The organism is Blastococcus sp. SYSU DS1024 (assembly GCF_054050795.1).
The window spans coordinates 18,559-45,011 of the sequence record NZ_JBJHAA010000006.1; the positions used below are offsets into that span (position 1 = coordinate 18,559).

The 26,453-nt window shown below is 75.8% G+C and carries 24 protein-coding genes; 12 read left to right on the top strand and 12 right to left on the bottom strand.

The genetic code is table 11. From position 1 onward, the window contains the following. Nucleotides 1-66 precede the first annotated feature (66 nt). A complete protein-coding gene (locus ACI79S_RS07420; RefSeq protein ID WP_456592802.1) occupies nt 67-819 on the bottom strand; it encodes a MerR family transcriptional regulator in 753 nt (250 codons plus the stop codon). Nucleotides 820-1,053: 234 nt separating this feature from the next. Here ACI79S_RS07420 and ACI79S_RS07425 point away from each other — a divergent pair, with 234 nt between their 5' ends. The 3 genes from ACI79S_RS07425 to ACI79S_RS07435 are packed head-to-tail and all read left to right on the top strand — an operon-like array spanning nt 1,054 to nt 3,369. Next, nucleotides 1,054-1,779 carry a class I SAM-dependent methyltransferase gene (locus tag ACI79S_RS07425; RefSeq protein ID WP_456592803.1) on the top strand — a complete coding sequence of 242 codons (726 nt, stop codon included), beginning with the start codon at nt 1,054-1,056 and terminating at the stop codon, nt 1,777-1,779. A 40-nt stretch (nt 1,780-1,819) separates the two neighbouring features. Then, entirely contained in the window at nt 1,820-2,470 is a 651-nt protein-coding gene (locus tag ACI79S_RS07430; protein WP_456592804.1) for a DinB family protein, read from the top strand. An 11-nt stretch (nt 2,471-2,481) separates the two neighbouring features. Beyond that, nucleotides 2,482-3,369, top strand: a complete 888-nt coding sequence (locus ACI79S_RS07435) for a haloalkane dehalogenase (protein ID WP_456592805.1) — start codon at nt 2,482-2,484, stop codon at nt 3,367-3,369. Between the two features lie 16 nt (nt 3,370-3,385). Here the strand turns inward: ACI79S_RS07435 and ACI79S_RS07440 are convergent, their stop codons facing one another. After that, nucleotides 3,386-3,793, bottom strand: coding sequence for a hypothetical protein (locus tag ACI79S_RS07440; RefSeq protein WP_456592806.1), 408 nt, complete (start codon nt 3,791-3,793; stop codon nt 3,386-3,388). Between the two features lie 36 nt (nt 3,794-3,829). Here ACI79S_RS07440 and ACI79S_RS07445 point away from each other — a divergent pair, with 36 nt between their 5' ends. Continuing rightward, nucleotides 3,830-4,387, top strand: a complete 558-nt coding sequence (locus tag ACI79S_RS07445) for a TetR/AcrR family transcriptional regulator (protein WP_456592807.1) — start codon at nt 3,830-3,832, stop codon at nt 4,385-4,387. Here ACI79S_RS07445 and ACI79S_RS07450 read toward each other — a convergent pair. Then, nucleotides 4,380-4,976 (bottom strand): TMEM165/GDT1 family protein, encoded by a 597-nt coding sequence (locus tag ACI79S_RS07450; protein ID WP_456592808.1) that lies wholly within the window; start codon nt 4,974-4,976, stop codon nt 4,380-4,382. The genes ACI79S_RS07445 and ACI79S_RS07450 overlap by 8 nt on opposite strands. A 97-nt stretch (nt 4,977-5,073) precedes the next feature. Beyond that, nucleotides 5,074-6,573 (bottom strand): diguanylate cyclase domain-containing protein, encoded by a 1,500-nt coding sequence (locus tag ACI79S_RS07455; RefSeq protein ID WP_456592809.1) that lies wholly within the window; start codon nt 6,571-6,573, stop codon nt 5,074-5,076. Between the two features lie 262 nt (nt 6,574-6,835). Between ACI79S_RS07455 and ACI79S_RS07460 the strand changes: the two genes are divergently transcribed. Continuing rightward, entirely contained in the window at nt 6,836-7,897 is a 1,062-nt protein-coding gene (locus ACI79S_RS07460; RefSeq protein ID WP_456592810.1) for an MFS transporter, read from the top strand. Nucleotides 7,898-7,899: 2 nt separating this feature from the next. Here ACI79S_RS07460 and larC read toward each other — a convergent pair whose 3' ends face one another. The 3 genes from larC to ACI79S_RS07475 all read right to left on the bottom strand — a co-directional run bounded on the left by larC (nt 7,900) and on the right by ACI79S_RS07475 (nt 13,769). Then, complete coding sequence (gene larC / locus ACI79S_RS07465; RefSeq protein WP_456592811.1) at nt 7,900-9,102, bottom strand: nickel pincer cofactor biosynthesis protein LarC; 1,203 nt, start codon at nt 9,100-9,102, stop codon at nt 7,900-7,902. A 273-nt stretch (nt 9,103-9,375) separates the two neighbouring features. After that, the gene (locus tag ACI79S_RS07470) at nt 9,376-11,988 is read right to left on the bottom strand and encodes a diguanylate cyclase domain-containing protein (RefSeq protein WP_456592812.1); all 2,613 of its coding nucleotides are present in this window, start codon (nt 11,986-11,988) and stop codon (nt 9,376-9,378) included. Nucleotides 11,989-12,089: 101 nt separating this feature from the next. Then, complete coding sequence (locus ACI79S_RS07475) at nt 12,090-13,769, bottom strand: diguanylate cyclase (RefSeq protein ID WP_456592813.1); 1,680 nt, start codon at nt 13,767-13,769, stop codon at nt 12,090-12,092. 107 nt (nt 13,770-13,876) lie between these two features. On the opposite strand from ACI79S_RS07475, the gene pheA reads away from it, so the two are divergent. Continuing rightward, entirely contained in the window at nt 13,877-14,824 is a 948-nt protein-coding gene (gene pheA, locus ACI79S_RS07480; RefSeq protein WP_456592814.1) for a prephenate dehydratase, read from the top strand. Between the two features lie 70 nt (nt 14,825-14,894). Beyond that, complete coding sequence (locus ACI79S_RS07485; RefSeq protein ID WP_456592815.1) at nt 14,895-15,254, top strand: hypothetical protein; 360 nt, start codon at nt 14,895-14,897, stop codon at nt 15,252-15,254. Nucleotides 15,255-15,260: 6 nt separating this feature from the next. Here ACI79S_RS07485 and ACI79S_RS07490 read toward each other — a convergent pair whose 3' ends face one another. Together ACI79S_RS07490 and ACI79S_RS07495 are read right to left on the bottom strand one after the other, a co-directional pair. Continuing rightward, nucleotides 15,261-16,139: a ketopantoate reductase family protein gene (locus tag ACI79S_RS07490; protein ID WP_456592816.1), complete on the bottom strand. Its 879-nt coding sequence runs from the start codon at nt 16,137-16,139 to the stop codon at nt 15,261-15,263. 84 nt (nt 16,140-16,223) lie between these two features. Then, on the bottom strand, nt 16,224-18,365 hold the full coding sequence (locus ACI79S_RS07495) for an MMPL family transporter (RefSeq protein WP_456592817.1): 2,142 nt from the start codon (nt 18,363-18,365) through the stop codon (nt 16,224-16,226). Nucleotides 18,366-18,442: 77 nt separating this feature from the next. Between ACI79S_RS07495 and ACI79S_RS07500 the strand changes: the two genes are divergently transcribed. Next, on the top strand, nt 18,443-18,922 hold the full coding sequence (locus ACI79S_RS07500; RefSeq protein ID WP_456592818.1) for a MarR family winged helix-turn-helix transcriptional regulator: 480 nt from the start codon (nt 18,443-18,445) through the stop codon (nt 18,920-18,922). Nucleotides 18,923-18,982: 60 nt separating this feature from the next. On the opposite strand, the gene ACI79S_RS07505 is transcribed toward ACI79S_RS07500, so the two are convergent. From ACI79S_RS07505 to ACI79S_RS07515, 3 genes are all read right to left on the bottom strand, one after another. Further along, nucleotides 18,983-19,312, bottom strand: a complete 330-nt coding sequence (locus ACI79S_RS07505; RefSeq protein ID WP_456592819.1) for a GroES family chaperonin — start codon at nt 19,310-19,312, stop codon at nt 18,983-18,985. 155 nt (nt 19,313-19,467) lie between these two features. Beyond that, a complete protein-coding gene (locus ACI79S_RS07510) occupies nt 19,468-19,815 on the bottom strand; it encodes a metallopeptidase family protein (RefSeq protein WP_456592820.1) in 348 nt (115 codons plus the stop codon). Then, nucleotides 19,812-21,236 (bottom strand): GuaB1 family IMP dehydrogenase-related protein, encoded by a 1,425-nt coding sequence (locus ACI79S_RS07515; protein WP_456592821.1) that lies wholly within the window; start codon nt 21,234-21,236, stop codon nt 19,812-19,814. The genes ACI79S_RS07510 and ACI79S_RS07515 overlap by 4 nt, the downstream gene beginning before the upstream one ends. A gap of 175 nt (nt 21,237-21,411) precedes the next feature. Between ACI79S_RS07515 and serS the strand changes: the two genes are divergently transcribed. From serS to ACI79S_RS07535, 4 genes are all read left to right on the top strand, one after another. After that, nucleotides 21,412-22,713 (top strand): serine--tRNA ligase, encoded by a 1,302-nt coding sequence (gene serS / locus ACI79S_RS07520; protein WP_456592822.1) that lies wholly within the window; start codon nt 21,412-21,414, stop codon nt 22,711-22,713. 79 nt (nt 22,714-22,792) lie between these two features. After that, entirely contained in the window at nt 22,793-23,701 is a 909-nt protein-coding gene (locus ACI79S_RS07525) for an HAD family hydrolase (RefSeq protein WP_456592823.1), read from the top strand. Between the two features lie 11 nt (nt 23,702-23,712). Continuing rightward, entirely contained in the window at nt 23,713-24,516 is an 804-nt protein-coding gene (locus ACI79S_RS07530; protein ID WP_456592824.1) for a Cof-type HAD-IIB family hydrolase, read from the top strand. A gap of 119 nt (nt 24,517-24,635) precedes the next feature. Further along, on the top strand, nt 24,636-26,417 hold the full coding sequence (locus ACI79S_RS07535) for a methyl-accepting chemotaxis protein (protein ID WP_456592825.1): 1,782 nt from the start codon (nt 24,636-24,638) through the stop codon (nt 26,415-26,417). Nucleotides 26,418-26,453 lie beyond the last annotated feature (36 nt).

Below are 26,453 nucleotides of genomic sequence, written 5' to 3' on the forward strand. Positions count from 1 at the left end.
CCCCCGAGCGCGTGCGCCGGAGCCCGGTTCCGGAGCGGGGGACCGGGCTCCGGCGCACACGCCTGCTCAGCCCTGGCGGGCGGCGTTGGCCTGGACGGCGGCGCTCACGTACTGCGCCAGCCCGGGCGCGATCCGCTCGTAGTACGCGGTGAACCGCTCGTCCTCGACGTACATCCGGCCCAGGCCGGCGTGCACCTCGGGCGGGCAGTCGTAGAAGTTCCGGCTGATCTGCTGCCGGTGCTCCTCGGCCAGGTCCATCGCCGGCGCCGAGTCCGCGGGCACGCCCGCGGCCAGCGCCTCGGCGAACCGGCGCTCGACGTCGTCGGACTCCGCCTTGACCCGCAGCCAGTCGTCCTTGGTCATGGTGCGGGTCCGCTGCTGGGACTGCGCCCAGGCGTCGGTGCCGCCCCACTTCTCCTCGGCCTCGGCGGCGTACTCCTCGGGCAGCCAGTCGCCGAACACCTCGAACCGCTCCTCCGGGGTCAACGAGATCCCCATGGCCCGTGCCTCCATCTCCTTCTCGACGGCCGCGACCATGGCCGACGTCCGGTCCAGCCGGTCCCGCAGCAGCCGGTGCTGCCGGCGCAGGTGCTCCGCGGGATCGGCGGACGGATCGTCGAGCAGCGTCGCGACCTCCTCGAGGGGGAACCCGAGCTCGCGGTAGAGCAGCACCTGGTGCAGCCGCTCCAGGTCGGCCGGCGCGTACTGCCGGTAGCCGGCTGCCGTGCGGCCGGACGGCGACAGCAGGCCGATCCGGTCGTAGTGGTGCAGCGTGCGCACCGTGACGCCGGCCAGCGCCGCGACCTCGCCCACGTTCACGCGGACACCCCCTTCTCTGACATGGAGCAGGCAACAGCCTGACGTCGCGTCAGGGTCAAGCCCGATTCCGGGCGACGTGGTGGCCATGACCCGTCGAGTGTCACGAACTCGTGGTCATCAGGCGCTGATGGCCACGAGTTCGTCGCATTCGGCGCGGTTGCCGGGCCTCGCGGGACGCCGGGCCGCGGCCGGTGCCGACCTCCCGAGGACGGGGCGCCGCCTAGGCTCGACCCGGTGAGCGAGGAACCGCGCGGCTGGGGCACGCCGCTGCACGAGGCCGTCCTCGACGCCACCGGCGTGGGCCGTGGCACCCGCGTGCTCGACCTGGGCTGCGGCGCCGGCCTGTTCGCCCGGGCGGCGGCCGACCGCGGCGCCCGGGTGACCGGCGTCGACCTCGACGCGGAGGCCGTCGCGCAGGCCGCGGCGGAGGTGCCCGGCGGGACCTTCCTGGTGCGGCACGCGCAGGACCCGCCGCCCGGGCCGTTCGACGTGGTGGCCGCCGTCCAGCTGCTGATGCACGTCGCCGACCCGGTCGCGGTGCTGCACCGGGCCGGGCGCGCCGGCGGCGTGGTCGCCGCGACGGTGTGGGGGCGGGATCGGGAGTGCGAGCTGCGCGTGCTGCAGCAGGCGCTGGCGCCCGGCCGCCCGACGCGGACGCCGGCGGTGAGCGAGCCGGCCCGGCTGCGGGCGATGGCGGAGCGGGCCGGGCTGGTGGTCGAGCGGCTGCACGAGGTGCTCGTCCCCTTCGACTACGCCGACGCCGACGAGCTGCTCGGCCCGCTCCTGGCGACCCCGCTGGGCCGCGCCGCCACGCGGCAGACCGAGCCCGACGCCCTGCGCGACGCCGTGCTCGAGCACCTGGAGCCCTACCGGACGGGCGACGGCGGCTACCGGCTGCAGAACCTCTTCCGGGTGCTCATCGGCCGGCCGGGCGCCGGGGGCAGGCAGGGAAGGCCGTAGCGGGCCCGGTTCGTCACCCGCCCAGGGCACTGTTCCGGGCATGGGAACGACGGACCCGGACCGCAAGACGGTCCTGCACACCTACAAGACGGTCCTGCACACCTACCTGCGGCAACGGCGCGACGACCTCCTCGCCAAGGTGGACGGGCTCGACGAGTACGCGATCCGCCGGCCGATGACGCCGACCGGCACCAACCTGCTCGGCCTGCTCAAGCACGTCGCGTACGTGCAGCTGGGCTACTTCGGCGAGGTGCTCGGCCGGCCGAGCGGCCGGGCCTACCCGTGGGACGCCGACGGTGCGGACGACGCCGACATGTGGGCCACGGCCGAGGAGTCCCGGGCGGAGATCGTCGAGCTCTTCCGCTTCTCGGCCGTGCACGCGGACGCGACGATCGACGCGCTACCGCTCGACGCGGTGGGGGAGGTCCCCTGGTGGCCGGAGGAGAGACGGCGCCCCACGCTGCACACCCTCCTCGTCCACGTGGCGGTCGAGGTCGCCCGGCACGCCGGCCACGCCGACATCCTCCGCGAGACGCTGGACGGCGCGGCAGGGCTGAGCGCGGGCAACCCCGACCTGCCCGAGCGCACCCCGGAGGAGTGGGCCACCTATCGGGGCCGCATCGAGGCCGCCGCGCGCGCGGCGGCGCCCGGGTCCGGTGGCTCCGGAGGTGGTCCCGCCGCCGCGGGGTGAGGATCGCCGGTATGGCTGACGAGATCTCGCCCGACGACCCGTTCCCCCGCCGGCGCGTGCGGGTGGGGGATGCCGAGATGGCCTGCGTCGACGTCGGCGAGGGCGATCCGATCGTCTTCCTGCACGGGAACCCGACGTCGTCCTACCTGTGGCGCAACGTGATCCCGCACGTCCAGCACCTCGGCCGGTGCCTGGCCCCCGACCTGATCGGCATGGGCGAGTCGGACAAGCTGCCCGATCCGGGCCCGGGCACCTACTCGTTCGCCACCCACGCCGCCTACCTCGAGGAGTTCCTCGTCGCGGTCGGCGCCACCGAGCGCGTGACCCTGGTGATCCACGACTGGGGGTCCGGCCTCGGCTTCGACTGGGCCGCCCGCCACCCCGCCGCCGTCCGCGGCATCGCCTTCACCGAGGCCATCGTCACGCCGGTCACCTGGGAGGACTGGCCGGACGCCGCCCGCGGCATCTTCCAGGTGATGCGCGGCCCGCAGGGTGAGGCCGCGGTGCTGGACAAGAACGTCTTCGTCGAGCGGATCCTGCCGGCCTCGGTGGCGCGAGGGCTGACCCCCGAGGCGCACGACCGCTACCGGGCACCCTTCGCGCGGCGCGAGGACCGCTGGCCGACCCTCGAGTGGCCGCGGCAGCTCCCGATCGAGGGGGAGCCGGCGGGCGTGGTGGCCCGGGTGGAGCGATACGGGGCCTGGCTCGCGGGCAGCGACGTCCCGAAGCTGTTCATCGACGCCGACCCCGGCTCGATCCTGGTCGGCCGCCAGCGCGAGGTGGTGCGCAGCTGGCCGGCGCTCACCGAGACCACCGTGGCCGGCAGCCACTTCGTGCCGGAGGACTCACCGCACGAGATCGGTCGCGCCGTGGCGGAGTGGATCCCGACGCTGGGCTAGTCGTCGCGGCCGCGCGTCACCGGGTGGCCGCCTCCGGCACGGCGCCCTCGACGCCGGGCTCCCGCGTGACCTCCGCGACCGCCAGGCGCTCGCGCCAGTCCCGCATGGCGGAGCGGTGCGGCTCGGCGACCGCATAGGCACGCGCGGCCGCGGCGTCGTCCCACCACGAGACGGTGCGGAAGCGCCTGGCCAGCGGTTCGGCCTGCAGCCGTACCGATCGGGCGCCCGGGGCGGCGATGGCCTGCCGGTGGACGGCGAGCGAGGTGCGCACGAAGGCGGGCACTTCGCGCAGCCGCCGCAGCCGCAGCTCGGTGCGGACGACGACGCCCGGGCCCGGACGTGGCTCGGGGGCGGTCCAGGTGAGATCGGGGATCAGCGGCACGGCGGCCTCCTCGGCGACGACGGCTTTACATCTGTAAAGCACGGTAGGCCGTGTGTTTACAGCTGTAAATTGCCGATCGTGCCCCGGGACCTGCGCGCCGATCTGGTGACCGCCGCGACCACGCTGCTGGAGCGCGAGGGGTCGCCGACCGCGGTCAGCCTGCGGGGCGTGGCGCGGGAGGCGGGGGTCAGCGCGCCCGCCGTGTACGGCCACTTCGCCGACCTCGACGCGCTGCTGGGCGCCGTCCTGGACGCGGGGTTCGAGCAGCTGCGCGCGGCGGTGCTGGCGGCGGTCGACGCCGAGTCCGACCCCGTGCGCCGGCTGCTCGCCGGGTGCCGGGCCTACGTGCTGGCGGGGCTGGCCGCACCGGCCCGCTACCGGGCGATGTTCGGCCCGCGGAAGGTCGCCAGCGGGCAGCGGGCCTTCGCCGTCCTGGTCGGGGGCGTCGAGGCGTGCGTGGCTGCGGGGCGCTCCCGCAGCCGCGACCCGCGCCAGGAGGCGGCGCTGGTGTGGACGGCGCTGCACGGCGTCGTCACGCTGCGGTCCGCGGCGCCGGAGGTGGGCTGGCCCGACCTCGATGCGCAGCTGACGGCGCTGGTCGAGCGGCTGGCGCTGCTGACGCCCCCGGTCAGCTGAGCGCGCGGACCGTCTCCACGACCGCGACCACGGCGAACACGAGGAACAGCCCCGCCGCGACCCGGCGGATGAGCGTGATCGGCAGCCGGTCGGCCAGCTTCTTGCCGAGGAAGACGGCCAGGCCGGAGACGACCAGGAGCGCGGCCCACGCGCCCACGAAGACCGACAGCGGCGCCTCGTAGCGCGCGGCCAGCCCCGCGGTCGCCAGCTGGGAGAGGTCGCCCCACTCGGCGGCGAACAGCACGCCGAAGGAGATCGCGGCCGCCCGCAGGAACGACGTCGGCTCCCGGCCGTCGGCGGCCGCGCCGGCGTCCTCCGCCCCGGCGGTCGCGCTGCGCCAGAGGATCACCGCGCCCACCAGGAACAGCAGCGCGACGACGCCGCTCACCAGCGCCTCCGGGAGCAGCGAGAGCAGCGAGCCCGCGGTCACGGCGATCGCCACCTGCAGGCCGAACGCGGTGGCGACGCCCACGAACACCGGCAGCGGGGGGAACCGGGTGGCGAGCACCAGGCTGGCGAACAGGGTCTTGTCGGGCAGCTCGACCGGGAGCACCAGGACGAATGCGGCCAGCACGACCGACCAGATCACGACGAACCCTCCTCCGCGGCACTGCCGGGCGGAGCTCGGGCAGGCGACCTTCTCGGCGGCCAACGGTAGCGGCCGCCGGGCGGGGCGGGTGGAGGGGTCAGGGGGCGGGGACGGCGGGTCCCGGCACCGGCCGCGGCGCGGGGAGGCGCCCCGCCCGGCGGGCGGCCTTCACCCGGTACATCGCGGCGTCGGAGGCGGCCAGCGCGGAGTCGGGCGTCTCGCCGGGCCCGCACAGCGCTACCCCGATGCTGATCCCCACGGCGTGCTCGTCGCCGTTGGCGCGGCGCAGCGGGCGGTCGAAGGCGGCGGTGATGCGGTCGGCGATGACCTGCGCGGCCTGCTCGGAGCCGGCCTCCGGGCACAGCACGACGAACTCGTCCCCGCCGATCCGGGCCACGGTGTCCCCGGGGCGGATGGCGGCGGCCAGCCGGTGGGCGGCCTCGACGAGCACCTCGTCGCCGGCCGCGTGCCCGGCGGTGTCGTTGACCGGCTTGAACCCGTCCAGGTCGCAGTAGAGCACCGCCATCGACCGGCGGACCCGCTCCGCGGCGGCGAGCGTCTGGTCGAGCCGGTCGAGCAGCAGGTTGCGGTTGGGCAGGCCGGTCAGCGGGTCGTGCAGCGCGGCCTCGCGCAGCGCGGCCTCGAGGGCCCGCTGCTCGGTGACGTCGGAGAGCGTGACCACCGCACCGAGCAGGGCGCTCTCGTCGTCGTGCACCTGCACGCCCGAGCAGGAGATGCGCCGGAACGGCTCGCCCGGCACCGCGATCCCGATCTCGGCCCGGTCGAGCCGTCCCTCGGCGTAGACCCGCCGCAGCGGAACCTGCTCCGGCGGCAGCGGTGCGCCGTCGACGTCGGTGAGCCGGTAGGTGCCCGGGATGTCCGTCGGCTCGACGGTGGGGTCGGCGTCCAGGCCGTGCCACCGGCGGCTGGCGGCGTTGAACAGGGTGATGCGACCCTCGGCGTCGGCGCCCACGACGCCCACGGGGAGCACCTCGAGCAGCGCCTGGCTGAAAGCGGTGGACCGGGCCAGCTGATGGTGGGCGCGGGCGGTCTCGGCGCGGGCGAGCTGGCTGGCGGCGGCCAGGTCGGCGAGCTGGCGGGCCTGCTGGGCGGCGCGCACCAGCGAGGCCACCGCGGTCGCGACGTCGGCGAGCCGGGCCCGCTCCTCGTCGGTGAAGGTGTGCGGGGCCGAGTCGAAGACGCAGACCGCGGCCAGCGTGCGGCCGTCCACGACCACCGGGGCGGTGCCGAAGGCGCGCATCCCGGCGCGGCGGCCGTCGACCCAGGGGCTCCGGGCGAACCGCGGCTCCGCCATGAGGTCGTCGCAGGTCTGCACCCCCGGGCCGCGCTCGAGCACCGTCGCCACGATGGACCCCTCGCGCGGCCACGCCGCTCCCCGGAAGCCGTGCACCGCCATCACGTGCATGACGGCGGTGTCCATGGTGATCACCGAGGCCCAGGACATGCCGGTGACCGCCGCGGCGACACGCACCAGGCCCTCGAGCGCGGGGTCGGTGTCCATGACCGGCCGCTCGAGGTCCTCCTCGCGGGCACCCGGACGGCCGGGCACCGGCGCGTGCTCGGCCGTGCGCTTCATCCTGCGTCCCTCCCGGGCGGGCCGGTGCATCCGGTCCCTCCAGTCTCGCAACGGCGTGCCGTGGCCGGCGGTTGAGCCCCGGCGTGTCGCTTCCCCCGCACGGGTCATGCCCGCCGGCCCCCGTCGTCACCCGGTGCGCCGGGGCGCCGTCCGGGCTAGCCTGCGGGCCATGCGCCGACATTGATCCGCACCGCCCCCGCTGCCTCCCGCAGCCAGGCCGCTCGCCCGCCTGGCCATCGGTTGGGCAGCGCTCTCCGAGTGGGTGCCGCTGTACCCGCTGTACGCCCTGCTGTTCCTCGACGCCGGGGTCTCCGCCGCCCAGCTCTCCGTGCTGTTCGGCCTCTGGTCGGTCACCGCCCTGCTGGCCGAGGTGCCGGCCGGGCTGCTCGCCGACCGGTGGTCCCGCCGAGGTGTGCTGGCCCTCTCGGGCGTGCTGCAGGCCGCGGCCTTCGGCGTTTGGGTGGCGGCTCCCTCGGCGGGCGCGTTCGCCGCCGGCTTCGTCCTCTGGGGCCTCGCCGGCGCGGGCACGTCGGGCGCGGCGGAGGCCTTGGTGCACGACGGGCTCGCCGAGGTCGGCGCCGCGGAGTGCTTCGCCCGGGTCAACGCCGCCATGACCGCTGCCGAGCTGCTGGTCCAGGTACCGACGGCGCTGGCGGCCACGGCCCTCTACGCCGCCGGCGGCTTCCCGCTGGTCGGCTGGGTCAGCGCCGCCGTCTGCCTGGGTGCCGCCGCGCTCGCGCTCCGGTTCCCCGAGGCGGCGGCCACCGACCCCGCAACCGGCGAGGAGCCGGCCACCGGCCCGGGTGTCGCGCTGCGCCGCCCCGCGCTGCTCGCCGCCGTCGTGGCCGTCGCGCTGGTCGGCGGGCTGGACGGGATGGAGGAGTACTTCCCGGTGCTGGTGGCCGACCGGGGGGTGCCGGAGGTGGCGGTGCCCGGCTCGGTGCTCGTCGTCTCCCTCGCCGGAGCCGCAGGAGCCGCGCTCGGCGGCCGGTTGGCGCGGCCGCCGGGGCGGCTGCCGGCCGCGCTGCTGGTGGCCGCCGGGGCCGGGGTGCTGCTCGCCGCGGCGGCGAGCGGGCTCCTCGTGGTCGCCGTGCTGGCGGTGGCCTACGGCCTGTACCTCGCCGTGCTCGTCGCCGCCGAGGCAGAGCTGCAGCGCCGGATCACCGGCCCGCACCGCGCGACGATCACCTCCGTCGCCGGGATGGGGGTCGAGCTCTCGTCGCTGCTGGTCTTCGCGGCGTGGGCGCTGGGCGGGCCGGCCGCCGTCGGGCTGCTCGTGCTCGCCGCCGTCCCGGTGGTGGGGGCGGGCCTGCGGCGGCGGTGAGGTCAGCCCCAGAGCGGGGGAGCGTCGCCGGGAGGGCCGACCGGGTAGGCGGCCGCCGCGGCGGCGGTGGCGGCCCGCAGCACCTCCTTGACCGGCAGCTCCCGGGCGCGGGCCAGCGCGGCGACGTCCTCGAACTCGACGCTCACGTTCACCGGCCGGCCTCCCGCGGAGGCGATCTTGACGCCCACCCGACCGCCGAGCACGTCGACGGCCGCCTGCATGCGGTCGAGCGCGACCTTGCCCACCGGAACCACCCGCAACCCGATCGTGGAGGTGGTGGCGAAGACGGCGCCCTGCACGGCCACGACCGCGTCGGGCCGGCAGAGCGCCGACAGGGTGTGCGCGGGGCGGCCCTTCTTCATCAGGATCGGGGTGAGCCAGGCGTCCGAGGCGCCGGCGGTCAGCAGCGCCTCCAGCACGCCGGGCCACAGCCGGGGGTCGAGGTCGTCGACGTTGGCCTCGAGCACCACCGGCCCGCCCGGCGCGGGCTCGGCCGGCTCGCCGAGGACCAGCCGGACCACGTTGGGCAGCTGCTCGGGGTCGCGCCCCCCGGCGCCGGTGCCGACCCGCTCGACGCGGAGGGCGGGCAGCGTCGTCCACTCCTCCACCCGGGCGGCGAGCAGCGCGGCGCCGGTGGGCGTGCACGTCTCCGCCGGCACCGGGCCGGCGTGCACCGGCACCCCCGCCAGCAGCTCCAGCACCGCCGGGCCGGGGATCGGGACGACGCCGTGCGCACCGCGGGCCGAGTCGCTGCCGAGCGCGACGGGGGAGGCGGTCAACCGGTCCAGGTGCAGGTGTTCCAGGGCGGCCACCACACCGACGACGTCGGCCAGCGCGTCCAGCGCCCCGACCTCGTGGAAGTGCACGTCCGCGGGGTCGACGCGGTGCACGCGGCCCTCGGCGACGGCCAGCCGCTCGAAGACGGCCAGCGCACCGTCGCGGACCGGGGCCGGCAGCGCGGCGGAGGTCAGCAGCCGCCGGACGTCGGCCCAGGTGCGGTGGACGTCGGAGGGCGGGGCATGCACGTGCACGCGGGTGGCGCCCAGCCCGTGCCGGGTGACCTGCTCGGTCTCCAGGCGGACGCGCTCGACCGGGAGGGCGGCGACCGCCTCGGCCGGCACGTCGAGGGGCACGCCGGCGTCCACGAGGGCACCGAGCAGCATGTCGCCCGAGGCCCCGGCCGCGAGGTCCAGCCAGCCGATCACCGTGACATCGTCGTCCTCCGGACGACACCGCGGCCAGGTGCCGTCCCCCGGTCGCGCGGAGCCGGGTCCGTCCGTCCTCGCGGGACCCTCCGGGCCCCACTCCTCCGGACCCTGCCGAGAGACCGCGGCCAGGTGCCCTCCCCCGGTCGCGCGGAGCCGGGTCCGCCCGTCCTCGCGGGACCCGCCGGGCCCCACTCCTCCGGACCCTGCCGAGACCGCGGCCAGGTGCCGTCCCCCGGACGCTCTGCGCCGGGTCCACCGCTCCCCGGGGGGTCACGCCTTCCGGGCACCCCTCCGTGCCGTGCGTGCGGCGAAGACGCCGGCCGAGCAGCCGTCGTCGACCGCGGTGACGACCACGCCGGACCCGGTCGGGTGCAGCATCGTGACGAGCGCGCCCAGCCCGCCGAGCCCGCCGGGGTGCGCCGCCGAGGTCGGGACCGCGACCACCGGCACGTCGGTGCGCGCGCCGATCGTCGCGGCCAGACCGGGGTCCGCCCCGGCGACGACGACCAGGCAGTCGGTGCCCTCGGGGAGCGACCCGGCCTCGATCAGGCGGACCTCGGTGCCGGTGACGCGGGCGGCGAAGGCCGCCTCGGCGGCGACGGCGGCGTCCGCACCGTCGGCGCACAGCACGGTGGTGCGGCCGGCCGGCTCCGGCAGCGGGCCGACCGCCGCGGCCCGCGCGGCGCCGTCCAGGGTGGTGCCGGATCCGTGCTCGGTGGCCAGCGCCACCAGCGTCTCGGCGGCCGCGTGCAGCACCAACACGGGGCGGTCGGGGGTGTCGCGGCGGGCGTCGCGGACCAGGGCGAGCACCTGCTCGGTGCTGCGGCCCGCGGCCCGGACCACCACCGGGCCGGTCCCCGCAGCGGGGGGTGCCGGCGCGACGGGGGCCAGCAGCGGCTCGTCGGGGCGTGCGGTGCCCAGCGGGGGGTGCGCGCCGCCCAGGAGCGCGGCGAAGCCGGCCGCCTCCGCGCGGACGGCGGCGGCGGCGCGGGCGGCGTCGTCGGCGGACGTGCTTCCCGCGGCCTCCGGCGGCGCGGACTCGGGCGTCGCGGCCTCCGGCGTCGCGGCCTCCTGGGCAGCGGGCTGGGGCGTCGCGCCGTCGGCGGCGCGCGTCTGGGTGACCGCGGAGAGCCGCACCACGCGGTCGCGGCCGCTGCGCTTGGCGTCGTACAGCACCCCGTCGGCCGCGGCGAACAGCGTCTTGCGGTCGTCGCCCCGGGTGGCCGAGGCGATGCCGGCGCTGATGGTCACCGGCAGGTCGAGGCCGAGGTCGGTCCACGGGTACCGGGCGACCGAGGCGCGGATGCGCTCCAGCGCCCGCTCGCCCTGCTCCGCCGTCGTCTCGGGCAGGAGGATGACGAACTCGTCACCGGCCCAGCGGCACACCTCGTCGGTGTCGCGCACGCCGGCGACCAGCAGCTCGCCGATGGTCCGCAGCACGGCGTCGCCGGCCGGGTGCCCGGCGGTGTCGTTGATCGCCTTGAAGTTGTCGACGTCGACCACGGCCAGCGCCGGGACGTCGCCGGCGGCCAGCAGCCCGTCGAGCCGCGCCTCGGCGTAGCGCCGGTTGGGGAGGTGGGTCAGCGGGTCCTCGTAGGCCTGCCGGCGCAGCTGCCCGGCGGCCCGCTCGGTCTCCAGCAGGCTCTTGCGCCGGCCGAACAGCTCCACCCAGCGGGTGCGCCGCTCGTCGACCCGGTCGAGCTCGTCGGCGAGGTAGGCCTGCAGGTACGGGAGCGCGCGGCCGGCGTCGTCGAGGTCGGCGTGCAGCGTGCAGAGCTCCCGCAGGGCGGCCCGGCGCAACCGCGGCAGGCCGTGCCCGGTGGCCAGGGTGAGGGCGGCGACCAGGTGCTCGTCGGCGGCCCGGCCATCGCCCTGGCGGCGCAGCGCGCGGCCGAGCGCCAGCTGCGCCGAAGCCATGCGGTCCCGGTCGGCGGCGGCCGCGGACAGCCGGATCGCGGCGCGCAGCGGCCCGACCGCGGCGGCCTGCTCGCCCAGGCCGACCAGTGCCCACCCGTGCACGACCTGGGCGGGCACGACACCGGCGGAGTCCGGCGGCAGCTGCACCAGCGCCTGCTCGGCGAGCCCGCGCGCCTCCGCGAAGTAGGGCGCGGCCGACTCGGGGGCGCCGTCGTCGAGGAGGCCCTCGCCGAGCTCGGCGCACAGCTCCCCGAGCCGGGTCGCGGCGACGGCGACGAGCACGTCGGGATCGGTCTCCTCGGCCCCGGCCGCGGCGACCGCCTGGGCGGCCTCGAGGGCGCGGCGCTGGTAGTCCAGCGCCAGCGGCATCAGCTCCAGGTCGGCGAGGACGCCGGCCAGCGTGCCGAGCGTGTCGACCAGCAGCGGGCTGGGCGCCATCCCCGGGTCGAGGAGGCTCGCGGCCTCCACGGCCTCGTCCATCGCGGCGTCGATGCGCCGGGAGAGCAGCTCGATGCGGGCGTGGCGGGCCAGCCCGGCGGCCCGCTGGAGGTCGTCGTCGGCGGCGTCGAACGCCGCCTTGGCCGAGCGGACCAGAGCGATGGCCAGGGCCGCGCGGGAGGCAGACTCCGACCGCGGGTCGGTGTCCGCGCGGTCGCCGTCGATCAGCCCCGCGACCCCGGCGTGCAGGTCGAGGGCGGCCTCGGCGGGCCCGGCGGGGGAGACGGGCTCGCCGACGAGCGTGAAGCCGGCGACGCGCAGCCGGCGCACCAGAAGCTCGGCACGCAGGGTGTCGGCCCACGCGCGGCCGAGCGACACCGGGGCGCCGTCGGGCGCGTCGGCAGCCGGTGCGGCAGCGACGTAGGGCGAGGCGTCCCGCTCGACCCCGGCGAGCAGCTGCTCGGCGTCGTCGAGCTGCCAGTTGCTCAGGGCGGCGGTCACCCGGTGGTGCAGGGCTCCCGGTGGCACGAGCGCACTGTGCATGTCGTCACCGACAGTGTCGAGCACGTCACGCGGAACGCGCCGTCCCTCGTCCGTCGTGTCCCTCCCGCCCCACGCGTGCAGGGTCGTCACGCGCTCGCCCCGCGATCGGCCGGGGCGGCGTCGGGGGGGCCGTGCGCGCGGACCCGGTTGCGGCCGAGGCGCTTGGCGGAGAACAGGTGGAGGTCGGCGGTGTCGAACAACGCCCGCCAGCCGACGACCGGGCTCGGCTGCCCGTCGGGGACCGCCGGCGCCGTCGCCACGCCGATGCTCACCGTCACCGGCCCCGAGAGCTCCAGGTCACCCCAGTCAGCCTCGGCGACGGCCGACCGCAGCCGCTCCGTGACGACCACGGCCTGCGCCTCGGTGGCGGTCGGCAGCACGACGAGGAACTCGTCACCGGCCCAGCGGTACACCTCGTCGCCGGTGCGGCTGTGCTCCCGCAGCAGGTCGGCGACCCGGCGCAGCACGGCGTCGCCGTGGGTGTGGGAGGTGTCGTCGTTGACCTCCTTGAACCGGTCGACGTCGACGACGGCCAGCGACAGCGGCTCCTCACCCAGCCGCAGCGCCCCCAGCCGGCGCTCCGCGCTGCGCCGGTTGCCCAGCCCGGTCAGCGGGTCCTCCAGCGCGTGCCGGCGGAGCACCGCCTCCTGCCGCTCGGCCTCGCGCAGCCGGCTGCGGCGGACGAACATCTCCGCCCAGAGCTCCCGGCTGCGGGCGTGCGCCCGGCCGGTGTCGGCGCGGTAGGCCTCCAGCCAGTGCAGCGCCTCTGCCGGCCGGCCCAGGTCGGCGTTCCCCTGCCCCAGCTCCAGCAGGCTCTGCCGGTAGCGGCGCCGGTCGCCTGCGGCGGCGAACGCGCCCGAGGCCTCGACCAGCAGGGTGATCGCCTCCTCGCCGGCCGCGGGGTCCCGCTCGGCCGACCCGACGGCGGCGAGCACGCGGGCCAGCGCCAGGTCGGTGTAGCCGCGCAGCCACAAGCCGCCGCCGTCGCGCTGCAGGGCCCGCCGCACGCGGCGCAGGGGGCCGAGGGCGGCGCCCGGGTCGCCGCTGCACATGAGCGCCCAGGCCTGCACCACGTCGAGCAGGTCGGCGTCGGCCTGCTCGGGGGACCAGTCCAGCTCGCGGGCACCGGTCGCGCAGGCGATCGCCTCGGTGGCCAGCTCGGCGGCGCGCTCGGTGTCGCCGCGGCGGCGCATCGTCTGGGCGAGCTCGACGTGCTGGCGGGCGGTGAGCAGCAGCAGCCGGCCACGGTCGCCGACGTCGGGGAGCTCCGCGGCCACCTGGTGCCCGCGGACGGCGTGGTGGACGGCGAGCTCCTCGAGGTCCAGCGCGGAGAGGGTCATCGACAGCCAGCGGTGGGCCTGCAGCAGGGCGCGGGAGGGCGGCACGGCGGGCCCGTCGGTGAGCAGGCTGGCGTCGACGGCGAGCAGCAATGCCGAGTCGAGGTGGTCGGCGGTCGCCTCGACGTGGGCGAGGTAGGCCATGAGCAGGGCCGTCCCCGACGACACCGGGCACTCGTCGAGCTGCTCGCGGGCCGCCGCGATCCGGACCGCGGTGCCGGCGGGATCGTCGTCCACGAGCGCGCGGTGGGCGTCGAACGCGTGCTGCCAGGCGCGCCAGGCGGGGTCGGGGCTGCCGGCGAAGGCCTCGTCGACCTCCTCCAGGTGCGCCAGGAAGGGGGCGTGGTCTTCCCGGTCGCTGGCGTCGAGCAGCCGCCAGAGCGCGGTGTGCAGGGCGCCGGGAGCGACGCGGGCAGGACCTGCGGTCACGCATCCCTCCCCTCCGCGGTGGGGCCCCGGAGGGCCGGTTCTGCCGGTTCCCGTCGCCCGTCCCGGGCCGGGCGACCGCCTCGTCCCGTGCGCACTACCCTCGTCGGATGCCCGGGATGCCACCCAGTCCGTCTCCGACGCGAATCGCCTACCTGGGGCCCGAGGGTACCTTCGCCGAAGCGGCCCTGAGCAGGGCGATCGCCACTGCCGAGGGACGTCGGGACCCCCAGCCGAGTGTCGCCGCGGCCCTGGCCGCCGTCCGATGGGGCGACGCCGAGGCCGCCCTCGTGCCGCTGGAGAACTCCGTCGAGGGGTCGGTGCCGGCGACCATGGACGGTCTGGCCGACGGCGCGCCGCTGGTGATCACCCGCGAGGTGTACCTGGAGGTCGCCTTCGTCCTCGCCGTCCGCCCGGGGACGGCGCTGTCCGCCGTCCGATCGGTCGCCAGTCACCCGCACGCCCTGGCGCAGACCGGCGGGCGGCTGGCCGAGCTGCTGCCCGGCGTCCACCCGCTGCCGACCAACTCCACGGCCGCGGCGGCCGCGGCGGTGGCCGCGGGCGAGGTGGACGCGGCCGTCTGCGCGGCGATCGCGGCCGAGCGCTACGGCCTCGACCGCCTGGTCTCCGACGTCGCCGACCACCCCGGTGCGGTCACCCGGTTCGTGCTGGTCGGGCCGCCCGCCCCGCCCGCCGCGCCGACCGGCAACGACAAGACGTCGCTGGTCGCCGTGGTGGGCGACCGCACCGGCGCGCTGCTGGAACTGCTGCGGGAGTTCGCCGTCCGCGACATCAACCTCACCCGCATCGAGTCGCGGCCCACCCGGCAGCGGCTGGGCGTCTACTCCTTCTCCCTCGACTGCGAGGGCCACGTGGGCGACCCGCGCGTGGGGGAGGCGCTGGCCGCGCTGCACCGGGTGTGCGAGGACGTCCGCTTCCTGGGGTCCTACCCGCGCGCCGACGAGCGGGGGAACCGGCCGGTGCGGCCGGAGTCGTCCGACGCCGCGTTCGCCGACGCGGAGCAGTGGCTGGCCCGGGTCCGCGCCGGCGACCTCTGAGCAGGTCCGGCCGCGGCTCGCCCGTCGGGAACGGCCCCGATGGCCCGGTGCGCCGCTACGCTGCGCCGCCGTGACCCCTCTCACCGCCATGCCGCCGCCCGGCCGGGCCCTGCCGGCCGACCCGGCGGCCCGGCGTCGCGCCGCGATCGAGATCGGCGTGCTGCAGGGCCTCTACGTGCTCTTCCTGCTCCCGTGGTTCATGGTCGCCATCGGGGGTGTCATGGCGGCGGGCACCGCGGGAACCACGCTCGCCGCGCTGCTGATCTACGCCTGGTTCGGCTACCCGTTCGTCGCCCTCGGGACGACGGTCGCCGCCTGGGTGCTGTTCGGCACCCGCAGCACGGCCGCCGCCCGGTGGGTCAACCGGGTGCCGCTGCTGTGGGTGGTCGTCGGCGGCGCCGTCCTGACCTGGGTGTTCACCGCCGGCTGAGCCGGCTCACCGGAGGCGGGTGCGCAGACCGGCCACGATCCGCCGGGTGACCGGGACGTCGACGCCGTGCCGGTCGGCCGCCCGCAGCACCGCCCCGCCGATCGCCTCCAGCTCGGTCGGGTTGCCCGCCTCGGCGTCGCGCTGCATCGACGAGCGCATGCCGTCGGGCAGCGACCAGGCGAAGTCGCGGGTGGCGGCGGGGTCGGAGGCGGCGCCCTCGGCCCGCGCCACCGCGGCGACCTCGCCGATGACCGCGGTGAGTTCCTCGCCGTGCTCCTCGCGCACGGTGCCGAGGGGGGCCGCGGCCTCGGTGGTCAGCAGCGCCATGGGGGCGAGGAAGCAGAGCTTGTCCCACAGCAGGCCGGCCTCGTCCGGTCGGACCGTGACGTCCACCCCGGCGGCCGCCAGCGCGTCGGCCAGCGGCTCGGCGCCCGGCGCCAGCTGGACGGCGCACAGCTCGCCGTCGTGCCGGACCACGCCGGGTGCGGGGCGGTCGGCGAACACGCGGATCGTGCCGGCGACCACCCGCGCGGCCGGGTAGCGCTCGCGCAGCGCCGCCAGGTGCTCGACGCCGTTGAGCAGCGGCACCACGACCGCGCGGCCCAGCACGTCGGTGGGCACGCGATCGAGCGCCTCGTCCAGCTGGGTGGCCTTCGTGGTCACCAGCAGGACGTCGACCGGGCCGTCCAGCCGCTCGGCGCCGCGGACCCGCGCCGTCAGCTCGCCGAAGCGAGCGCTGGCGACGCGCACGCCGTGCTCGTCGAGGTGCGCGGCGGTCCCCGGCCGGGCGAGGCAGGTGACCGCGTGCCCCTCCCGCGCCAGCAGAGCGGCCAGCAGACCGCCGACGCCGCCGGGCCCGAGTACCGCCACGCGCAGAGAAGTCACGGAGGCCAGCCTGCCACCCCTGCTGATCCCGCCGACGGTGAGCGCACGGCGGCCGGCGTCACCGAGGGCGGGGTGGAGTGCCGATCACCTCGCGGCCGCGCCGGTGAGCTCGCGGTCGGGCTCGGCCGGCTCGGTGGGGCCCTGCGCCAGCTTCCCGGGCCACCACACCTTGTCGCCGATCAGGTGGACCGCCGACGGGACGAGCAGGGTACGGACGACGAAGGTGTCGAGCAGGACGCCGAAGCCGACGAGGAACCCGAGCTGGATGAGGATGACCAGCGGCAGCACGGTGAGCGCCCCGAAGGTGGCCGCCAGCACGAGCCCTGCGCTGGTGATCACGCCGCCGGTGACCGCCAGCGACCGCAGCACGCCGTCCCGCGCCCCGTGCCGGATCGACTCCTCCCGGGCCCGGGTCATGAGGAAGATGTTGTAGTCGATCCCCAGGGCGACGAGGAAGACGAACCCGATGAGCAGCACCTGCGGGTCGCTGCCCGGGAACTGGAACAGGTGGTCGAACACGAGCGCGGCCACGCCGACGGTCGCGGCGGTGCTGAGCACGGTGGTGCCCACCAGCAGCAGCGGCGCCACGACCGCCCGCAGCAGCAGCGCCAGCACGACCGTGATGACGACCAGCACCAGCGGCACGATGACCGCGAGGTCGCGGGCGGCGGTCTCCTGGGTGTCCAGGTCCTGGGCGGTCGAGCCGCCGACGAGGGCGTCGGGGTCGACGTCGCGCACCGCCGTCCGCAGGTCGGCCACGGTGTCCTGCGCGGCCTCGCTGTCCGGGGCGTCGGCCAGCGTGGCGTCGATGCGGACCAGTCCGTCCACCTCGACCGGCTCGCCGGCCTCGGCCCCGGGCGGGCCGCCCTGCTCCCCGGTGTACGGCGCCACCTCGGCGACGCCGTCGACCTGCGACGCGGCGTCGGCGACGTCCTGCCAGCCGTCGGCGGGGGTGACGATGACCGCGGGGCTGGCGCCGCCGGCCTGGTAGTGCCGGGCCAGGGCCTCCTGCCCGGCGCCGGACTCCGAGCCGCCGCGCACCGCCTCCGACAGCGGGATCCCGTCGGCGTCGAAGGCGGGCAGGAACAGCGCGAGGACGACGAGCACGCCGGTGCTGCCGACCAGGTACCGGCCGGGACGGCGGCCGACCGAGGTCGACACCCGCTCCCAGCCCTTCCCGTGCGCGTGCTCCTCGCCGTACTTCGGCCGGAAGGGCCAGAACGCCGCGCGGCCGAACAGCAGCAGCACCGCGGGCAGGAAGGTGAGCGCGGCGAGCATGGCGAAGGCGATGCAGACCGCGGAGATCGGGCCGAGCGCGCGGTTGGAGCCGAGGTCGGAGAAGAGCAGGCAGAGGACGCCGAGGATCACCGTCCCGCCCGAGGCGAGGATCGGCTCCCACGACTGCCGGAGCGCCACCTTCATGGCGGCGACGGGGGACTGCTCGCGGCGCAGCTCCTCGCGGTACCGGGCGACCAGCAGCAGGCCGTAGTCGGTGGCCGCGCCGACGACGAGGATCGAGGCGATGCCCTGGCTCTGGCCGTTCACCGTGATCCAGCCCCGGGAGGCCAGGAAGTAGGCGACCGCGAGGGAGACCACCAGCGCGAGGCCGGCGGTGCCGATGACCAGGAGCGGCAGCAGCGGGCTGCGGTAGACGACCAGCAGGATGAGCAGGACGACGCCGAAGGCCGCGAGCAGCAGCAGCCCGTCGATGCCGGAGAAGCCCTCGGCGAAGTCGGAGAAGATCGCGCCCGGGCCGGTGACGTATGCGGTGGTCCCGTCGATGCCGGGGAGATCCCGCAGGTCGGCGATGACCTGGCCCAGCGCGTCGCCGAGGTCCGGGTCGAAGGGCAGGACGGCCTGCACCGCTTCGCCGTCCTCCGACGGGATCGGCGGCGACGGCTCGCCCGCCAGCGCCCCGGCGTCCTCGGCGATGCCGGCCGCCTGCTCGACGCGCTCCTGCGCCTCGGCGAGCGTGTCCGGGCCCAGCGCACCGCCGTCGCTCTCCCAGAGGAGGATCACCGGCAGGGTCCGCTCGGTGCGGAACTGCTGCTGCAGCTCGGTGACCCGGGTGGACTCGGCGCTGTCGGGGAGGAAGGCGGCGGAGTCGTTCTCCGAGACCTCCCCGAGCTTGCCGCTGAACGAGCCGAGCGGCCCGGCCAGCCCGAGCCACAGCAGGGCGACGACGGCAGGCAGGATCCAGCGGAGGACGGGGGTGCGGCGCGGCATCGCATTTCCTTGACGGTCGATCATCTCGATGATCGAGAGATTAGGGCGGTTCCGTGCCGCGCGCGAACGGAGGTGCGGTGGCCGAGGTCGATCCCGCGCGGCAGGAGCTGGCGCTGCTCCTTCGCCGGCTGACCGTGGAACTGGATGCAGTCGGGCAGCGGTTCGCCGGGCTGCACGGGCTGGGGCGCACCGACGTCCGCGCGCTGGTCGCGGTCATGGACGCCGCCCGCCGCGGTGAGGCGCTCACCGCGGGCCGGCTCGGCGCGGCCGTGGAGCTCAGCTCGGCGTCGGTGACGGCGCTGGTCGACCGGCTGGAGCGCGCCGGGCACCTGCGCCGGGTGCGGGACGACGCCGACCGCCGCCGGGTGACGCTGGAGATGTCACCGGAGGCGATGGCCGCGGGGGCGGAGTTCTTCGGCGGGCTGCAGCGCGACCTGCTCGCGGCGATGGAGGGGTTCTCGGAGGACGAGCTGGCCGTCGTCCGCCGGTTCCTCATCGGGATGACCGAGGTGATCGAGACGCACGCCCGCGAGAGCCCGCACGGGACCCAGGCATAGCAGGCTCTGCATGCGGATCCGCGTCCCAGCACGCATGCATGGCTTCCTGTGCCTGGAACGTCAGAGGTAGAGGCCGGTCGATTCCTCGATGCGCTCGGCGGCGACGGCGTGCACGTCGCGCTCGCGCAGGATGATCAGGTCCTCGCCGTGCACCTCGACCTCGTGCTGGTCCTCGGGGGAGAAGAGCACCTGGTCGCCGATCTTCACCTGGCGCACGCTCGGGCCGACGCCCTTCGCCTCGCCCCACACCAGCCGCTTGGCCACCTGCGCGGTCGCCGGGATGAGGATCCCGCCGGTGGAGCGGCGCTCGCCGTCCTCGCGGCGCAGCGACACCAGGATGCGGTCGTGCAGCATCTTGATCGGCAACCGGCCGGCGCTGTTGTCGGGCACGTCCCCTGACGCTACCCGGCCGGTGTCGTCCGACCGGTCGGGCCCGGGGAGGACGGCGGGGGGTCAGGCCGCTCCGGCTCACCTGGGGCCGCGCCGCGGCCCGGCTGCACGTCCGGCCGGGCGGCTGGACCGCCCTCCCGCCCCGCCCGGCGGCCTCAGCCCCAGCCGAGCTCGTGCAGGCGGTCCTCCTCGATGCCGAAGTGGTGGGCGATCTCGTGCACGACGGTGATCGTGACCTCCTCGACGATCTCGTCCTCGGTCTCGCAGATGTCGCAGATCGCCTCGCGGTAGATCATGATCCGGTCCGGCAGCGCCCCGCCGTAGTCCCAGCCGCGCTCGGTCAGCGCGTAGCCCTCGTAGAGCCCGAGCAGCTCGGGCTCGTCGGGGTTCCGGTCCTCGACGAGGACGACGACGTTGTCCAGCAGCGCCATCAGCTCCGGCGGCACCTGGTCGAGGGCGTCGGCGACGAGCCCCTCGAACACCGGCAGCGGGAGGGGGGTCACCAGGACGTCGGCAGCGGCCGGCCCTCCTCGTAGCCGGCCGAGCTCTGCACCCCCAGCACGGCCCGCTCGTGCAGCTCGTCGACGGTGCGGGCGCCCGCGTAGGTGCACGAGGAGCGCACGCCGGCCACGATCTGGTCGATCAGGTCCTCGACACCCGGCCGGGCGGGGTCCAGGTACATCCGGGACGACGAGATGCCCTCCTCGAACAGCCCCGCCCGCGCCCGCTCGAACCCGGTCTGGGTCGCCGTCCGGGCCTTGACCGCCCGCGCCGACGCCATGCCGAACGACTCCTTGTACAGCCGGCCGGCGTCGTCGTGCACGTCACCGGCCGACTCGTAGGTGCCGGCGAACCAGGAGCCGACCATCACGTTCGCCGCGCCGGCCGCCAGCGCGAGCGCGATGTCGCGGGGGTGCCGCACGCCGCCGTCGGCCCACACGTGCTTGCCCAGCGAGCGGGCCTCGGCGGCGCACTCCTCGACGGCGGAGAACTGCGGCCGGCCGACGCCGGTCATCATCCGGGTGGTGCACATGGCGCCCGGCCCCACGCCGACCTTGACGACGTCGGCGCCGGCCTCGATCAGGTCGCGGGTGCCCTGCGCGGTCACCACGTTGCCGGCGACCACCGGCACGGAGCCGGCCACCGAGCGCACTGCGCGGACCGCCTCGATCGCCTTCTCCTGGTGCCCGTGCGCGGTGTCGACGACCAGCACGTCCACCCCGGCGGCGAGCAGGGCGCCGGCCTTGCCTGCGACGTCGCCGTTGATGCCGACGGCGGCCGAGGTGAGCAGGAGACCGTCGGGGCCGGTCGCCGGCGTGTAGATCGCCGACCGCAGCGCGCCCTTCCTGGTGATCACGCCGACCAGCCGGTCGCCCTCCACCACGGGAGCCGCGCTCACCCGCTCGCCGGAGAGCACGTCGAAGATCTTCGGCAGGTCCGTGCCGGCCGGGATGGTGAGCGGGTCGCGGGTCATGACCTCGGCGAGCTGGGTGAACCGGTCGACGCCCTGGCACTGCCCGTCGGTGACGACGCCGACGGGGGAGTCGCCCTCGACCACCACGACGATCCCGTGCGCGCGCTTGGTGAGCAGCGACAGCGCCTCGCCCACGGTCGAGGTGGGGGAGAGGGTGATCGGGGTGTCGTAGACGGGGTGCCGGGTCTTGACCCACGAGACGACCTCGGTGACGACGTCGACCGGGATGTCCTGCGGCAGGACGGCGAGGCCGCCGCGGCGCGCCACCGTCTCGGCCATCCGCCGGCCCGAGATCGCCGTCATGTTGGCGACCACGATCGGGATCGTCGTCCCGACGCGGTCCGGCGTCGTCAGGTCGACCTCGAGCCGCGATCCGACCGTCGAGTGGTTGGGCACCATGAAGACGTCGGAGTAGGTGAGGTCGTGCGAGGGCCGCTGCAGGAAGCGCATTGCTGCATTGTCGTCCTCCGGACGACACCGCGGCCAACGGCCGTCCCCTGCTGCGGCGAGCGCGTCCGCCCCCCGCCGTCGGGAGCCCTCCGCGCCCCGCGCCGCCGCGACCCCCTCGCGGAGCGACTCTCGTCGCCGAGGCCGTCGCAGGAGCGGCTCACCTAGTGTTGTCCCCGTGATCGACCTCCGGCTCGTGCGCGAGAACCCCGACGTCGTCCGTGCCAGCCAGCGCGCCCGCGGAGCCGACGAGTCCCTGGTCGACCAGCTGCTCGCCGCCGACGCCGCCCGCCGCGACGCGGTGAAGCGGGCCGACGACCTGCGGGCCGAGCAGAAGAACGCCTCCCAGGCGGTGAAGAAGGCGAGCCCCCAGGAGCGCCCCGCCGTCCTGGAGCGGGCGAAGGCGCTGGCCGCGGAGGTCAAGGAGGCCGAGGAGGCGCAGCGCGCCGCCGACGCCGCGCTGCGGGAGGTCCACCTGCGCATCCCGAACGTGGTCGCCGACGAGGTCCCGCCCGGCGGTGAGGACGACGCGGTGACCCTGCGCACCGTCGGCGAGGTGCCCACCTACGACTTCCAGGTGCGCGACCACATCGAGATCGGCGAGAACCTCGGCGCGATCGACATGGAGCGCGGGGCGAAGGTCTCGGGCTCCCGCTTCTACTTCCTCACCGGCCCCGGCGCGCTGCTGGAGTTCGCGCTGGCCCAGCTGGCGATCAGCCGGGCGGTGGCAGCCGGGTTCACCCCGGTGATCGCTCCCGCCCTGGTCAAGCCCAGCGCCATGGAGGGCACCGGCTTCCTCGGCGAGCACGACGAGGAGGTGTACCGGATCGAGCGCGACGACCTGTACCTCGTCGGCACCTCCGAGGTCGCACTGGCCGGCATGCACGCCGGCGAGGTGCTCGACCTCGCGCACGGCCCGAAGCGCTACGCCGGGTGGTCCTCCTGCTTCCGCCGCGAGGCCGGCTCCTACGGCAAGGACACCCGCGGCATCATCCGCGTGCACTGGTTCGACAAGGTCGAGATGTTCAGCTTCTGCCGGCCGGAGGACGCCGCCGCCGAGCACCTGCGGCTGCTCGCGTGGGAGGAGGAGTTCCTCCAGGCGCTGGAGCTGCCCTACCGCGTCGTCGACATCGCCGCCGGCGACCTGGGCACCAGCGCCACCCGCAAGTACGACATCGAGGCGTGGTTCCCCACCCAGGGCACCTACCGGGAGCTCACCAGCACCTCGGACTGCACCACCTTCCAGGCCCGCCGGCTGACCATCCGGTACCGGGACGAGGACGGGAAGAACCAGACGGCGGCCACGCTGAACGGCACGCTCTGCGCCATCGCCCGCACCATCGCCTGCCTGCTCGAGGTGCACCAGCGGGCCGACGGCTCGGTGCACGTCCCGGTGGCGCTGCGGCCCTGGCTCGGCGGCGTCGAGGCGCTGACCCCCGGCATGACCCTGGCGGCCCCCGTCCCGCCCCCTGCGGCATGAGCCCGACTCCGCGCCGCGGTCCGCTCCTCGCGCGCAGTGCTCGCTGCGATGCTCCCGCGACTGTCGTCGGGCGGTCCGCATGAGCGATTCACCGTCGAAGGCCCTGCCGGCCTACGGCGTCCTGCCCGGCGCCGACGAGGTCGTGGAGCTCGGTGACCTCGGCCCGTGGCGGCCCAAGCTGGTCGCCACCGACCTCGACGGCACCCTCCTCGACGACTCCGGCGAGGTCAGCCCGCGCACCCGGGCGGCGGTCACCGCCTGCTGGGACGCCGGCATCCCGGTGGTCGGCGTGACCGGCCGCGGCCCGCGGCTGCTCGACAGCGTGCGCGCCGCCCTCGGCGGGCGCGGCATCGCGGTGCTGTCGCAGGGCGGCTTCGTGGTCGACCTGGAGCGCGACGAGGTGCTGCGCGCCGTCGCCCTCCCGCGGAGCCAGGCGGCCGCCGTGATCGAGCAGATCGAGGCGGTGACCGGCGACCTGGTGCTGGCGGTGGAGGACGCCGCCCAGCAGGGGGAGGCGCGCGGCGCCCTGCGGGTGCAGCACGGCTTCGACTGGCCCTATCCCGAGGACGCCCAGCTCGTGGCCAAGGACGAGGTCCTGCCGGCCGAGGCCGTGCTGAAGGTCTTCCTGCGCTCGCCCACCATCGGCCAGGACGAGCTGCTGGCGCTCGCCCGGTCCGTCGTCGACCCGGCCGACGCCGAGCTGACCCACGCGGGCCTCGGTTTCATCGAGGTGCTGCCGCCGGGCATCACCAAGGCCACCGGCCTGGCCGTCGCGCTCGAGCGCTTCGGCGTCGACCTCGCCGACGTCCTCGTATTCGGCGACATGCCCAACGACCTGCCGATGCTGACCGCGGTCGCCGGGGCCGGGGGCCGGGCGGTGGCCGTCGCCAACGCGCACCCGACGGTGCGCGCCGTCACCGCCCACGTGACCAGCGGCCACCGCGCCGACGGCGTCGCCCGCTACCTGGAAGAGGTCCTCGGTGTCTGACCGGATGCGCGATGTCTGACTGGAAGCCCCGGCTCATCGCGAGCGACATGGACGGCACCCTGTTGCGCTGGGACGACACGGTCAGCGAGGCGACGGTCGCCGAGCTCGAGCGGTGGCGGGCCGACGGCGTCCCCGTGGTGCTGGCCACCGGCCGCCCGCCGCGGTGGATGCACCGGATCCGCGAGGTGCTCGGGTACGGGACGGCGGTGTGCTGCAACGGTGCCGTGCTCCTGGACCTGGAGAGCTTCGAGATCATCCACGAGGAGCCGGTGCACCCCGACGTCCTCCGGTCGGTCACGGCCGAGCTGCGCCGGCGGCAGCCGGACACCTGGTTCGCGGTCGAGTACGGGCTGGAGTTCCGCCACGAGCCGATCTACAAGCCGCGGTGGGACGTCGACGCGCCGGGGGTCGCCGAGGCGACGCTGGAGGAGATGCTGGTGCAACCGGTCGCCAAACTCCTGGCCCGCCACGAGACGCTGCCGCGCGACGAGTTCGTGGCGCTGGTGGAGGAGGTCATCGGCGGCCGGGCCACGGTCACGTGCTCGTCGACGGATGCCCTCGCGGAGATCTCCGCGACCGGGGTGACGAAGGCGTCGGGTCTGGCCACGGTCGCCGATCGGCACGGGATCGGCCCGGAGGACGTCGTCGTCTTCGGCGACATGCCCAACGACATCGCCGCCTTCGAGTGGGTGCGCAACGGCGGCGGCCGCGCGGTCGCGATGGCCCATGCGCACCCCGACCTGCTCGCCGTCGCCACCGACGTCACCGGAACCAACGACGACGACGGCGTCGCCGCCTTCCTGAGGTCGCTCTAGGCGTCCGGCGCTCCGCTGGAGTGACTCCACTCCTGGGTCGACTCAATCCGGCGCCCGATCTGCCGAGAACTGGGGCGGACGACCGCCGGTGGAGCGGTTCGGCCCTCGGGAGGCTCGGCATGGACGCCGCTGTCGCACCAACCGCTCAGCACGGTTCCGATTCCTCGGCGGAAGGAGGGCGCGGGCTGTTCCGCCGGGTCGGTCTGCAGGGCCGGCTCCTGCTGGCGATCCTGCTCGTCGCCCTGACCACCCTGGCGGTCGGCGTCATCGGGGCTTCCCGCATGGCGGTGCTCAGCGACCAGGCCGAGCAGATCTACCACGACGGCACGGTGCCGCTGGACGAGATCCGGCTGCTGCAGGCAGCCTGGTGGGAGTACCAGGCGAACTCGGCGCGCACCACGATCCCCGGGCTCCAGCCGGAGGCAGTCGCCCAGTACCAGGCCCGCGCCACCGAGGTGCAGGCCCGGATCCAGGAGCTGACCGGCCTCGTCGACGGTGAGCCGCTGGGTGCCGAGTCACGTGCGGCCTTCGAGCGCTTCGAGCCCGCGATGACCGACTACTTCACCGTGCTCGGCGAGATCATCGCTGCCCTCGAGAGCGGCGACCCGGCGCAGCTGGCGCAGCTGGAGACCGCGGGCGCCGCGCTCGACGCGGCCGAGATCGAGGCGATCGCCGCCCTCACCGAGGCCGCCGATGCCCAGTCGGAGTTCGCCGACGCCATCGCGGAGGACGCGAGGAACGCCGCCGAGGCGGCCCGCACGCTGACCTTCCTCGTCATCGGGATCGGCCTCGTCGTGTCGGTGGGGCTGGCCGTGCTGGTCGCCCGCAGCATCAACCGCCCGGTGCAGCGGATCAGCGAGGTGCTCGACCGGGTGGCCGACGGTGACCTGAGCGTGCGCGTCGGCCCGACCGGTGGCGCCGAGCTGGCCCGCGTCTCGGCCTCGGTCGACCGGACCCTCGACTCGATCGGCGGGGTGCTGCGGCTGGTCGGCGACTCCGCGAACCGGCTCGCCGACGCCTCGCAGAAGCTCGACGGCGCGGCCGAGGGCATCGCCGCCAACGCCCGGGCGGCGGCCGGCCAGGCCGACGAGGTGGTGACCTCCGCGGGTGCGGTGGCGTCGAGCGTGGACACGGTGGCGACGGGGTCGTCGCAGATGGAGTCGGCGATCCGGGAGATCGCGCACAACGCGACCGAGGCGGCCCGGGTGGCGGGTCAGGCGGTGACGGTGGCGGAGACGACGACGCGGACGGTGGGGAAGCTGGGTGACTCCTCGCAGGAGATCGCCACGGTGATCAAGCTGATCAACGGGATCGCGGAGCAGACCAACCTGCTGGCGTTGAACGCCACGATCGAGGCCGCGCGCGCTGGTGAGGCGGGCAAGGGGTTCGCGGTGGTGGCCAGCGAGGTGAAGGAGCTGGCGCAGGAGACGGCGCGGGCGACCGAGGACATCTCCAAGCGGGTCGAGGCGATCCAGGGTGACACCGCGGGTGCGGTGGAGGCGATCAGCCGGATCAGTGCGGTGATCGGGGAGATCAACGATTTTCCAGGCCACGATCGCGGCGGCGGTGGAGGAGCAGACGGCGACGACGAACGAGATGAACCGCAACGTGGCCGAGGCCGCCAGCGGTTCGCAGGACATCGCCGCGGCGATCTCGGGTCTGGCTGCGGGTACGCAGGAGACCAACCAGCGGGTCGAGGATGCGCAGCGGGCCGCTGCCGAGCTGGCCCGGATGAGCGGGGAGCTGCAGGAGGCGGTCGCCCGCTTCACCGTGTAGTCCGCCAACGCACGCCCGACGGCGCCGTCCTCACCCGGGGACGGCGCCGTCGCGCGTCCCGGCGCACCCCCTCGCTGGAGCCGCTCCACAACTGGGGTGCACTCCGCCGTTCCGCCTGCCGATGAGCAGAACGACGGTCCTCGGCGACCGACCGACTTCCA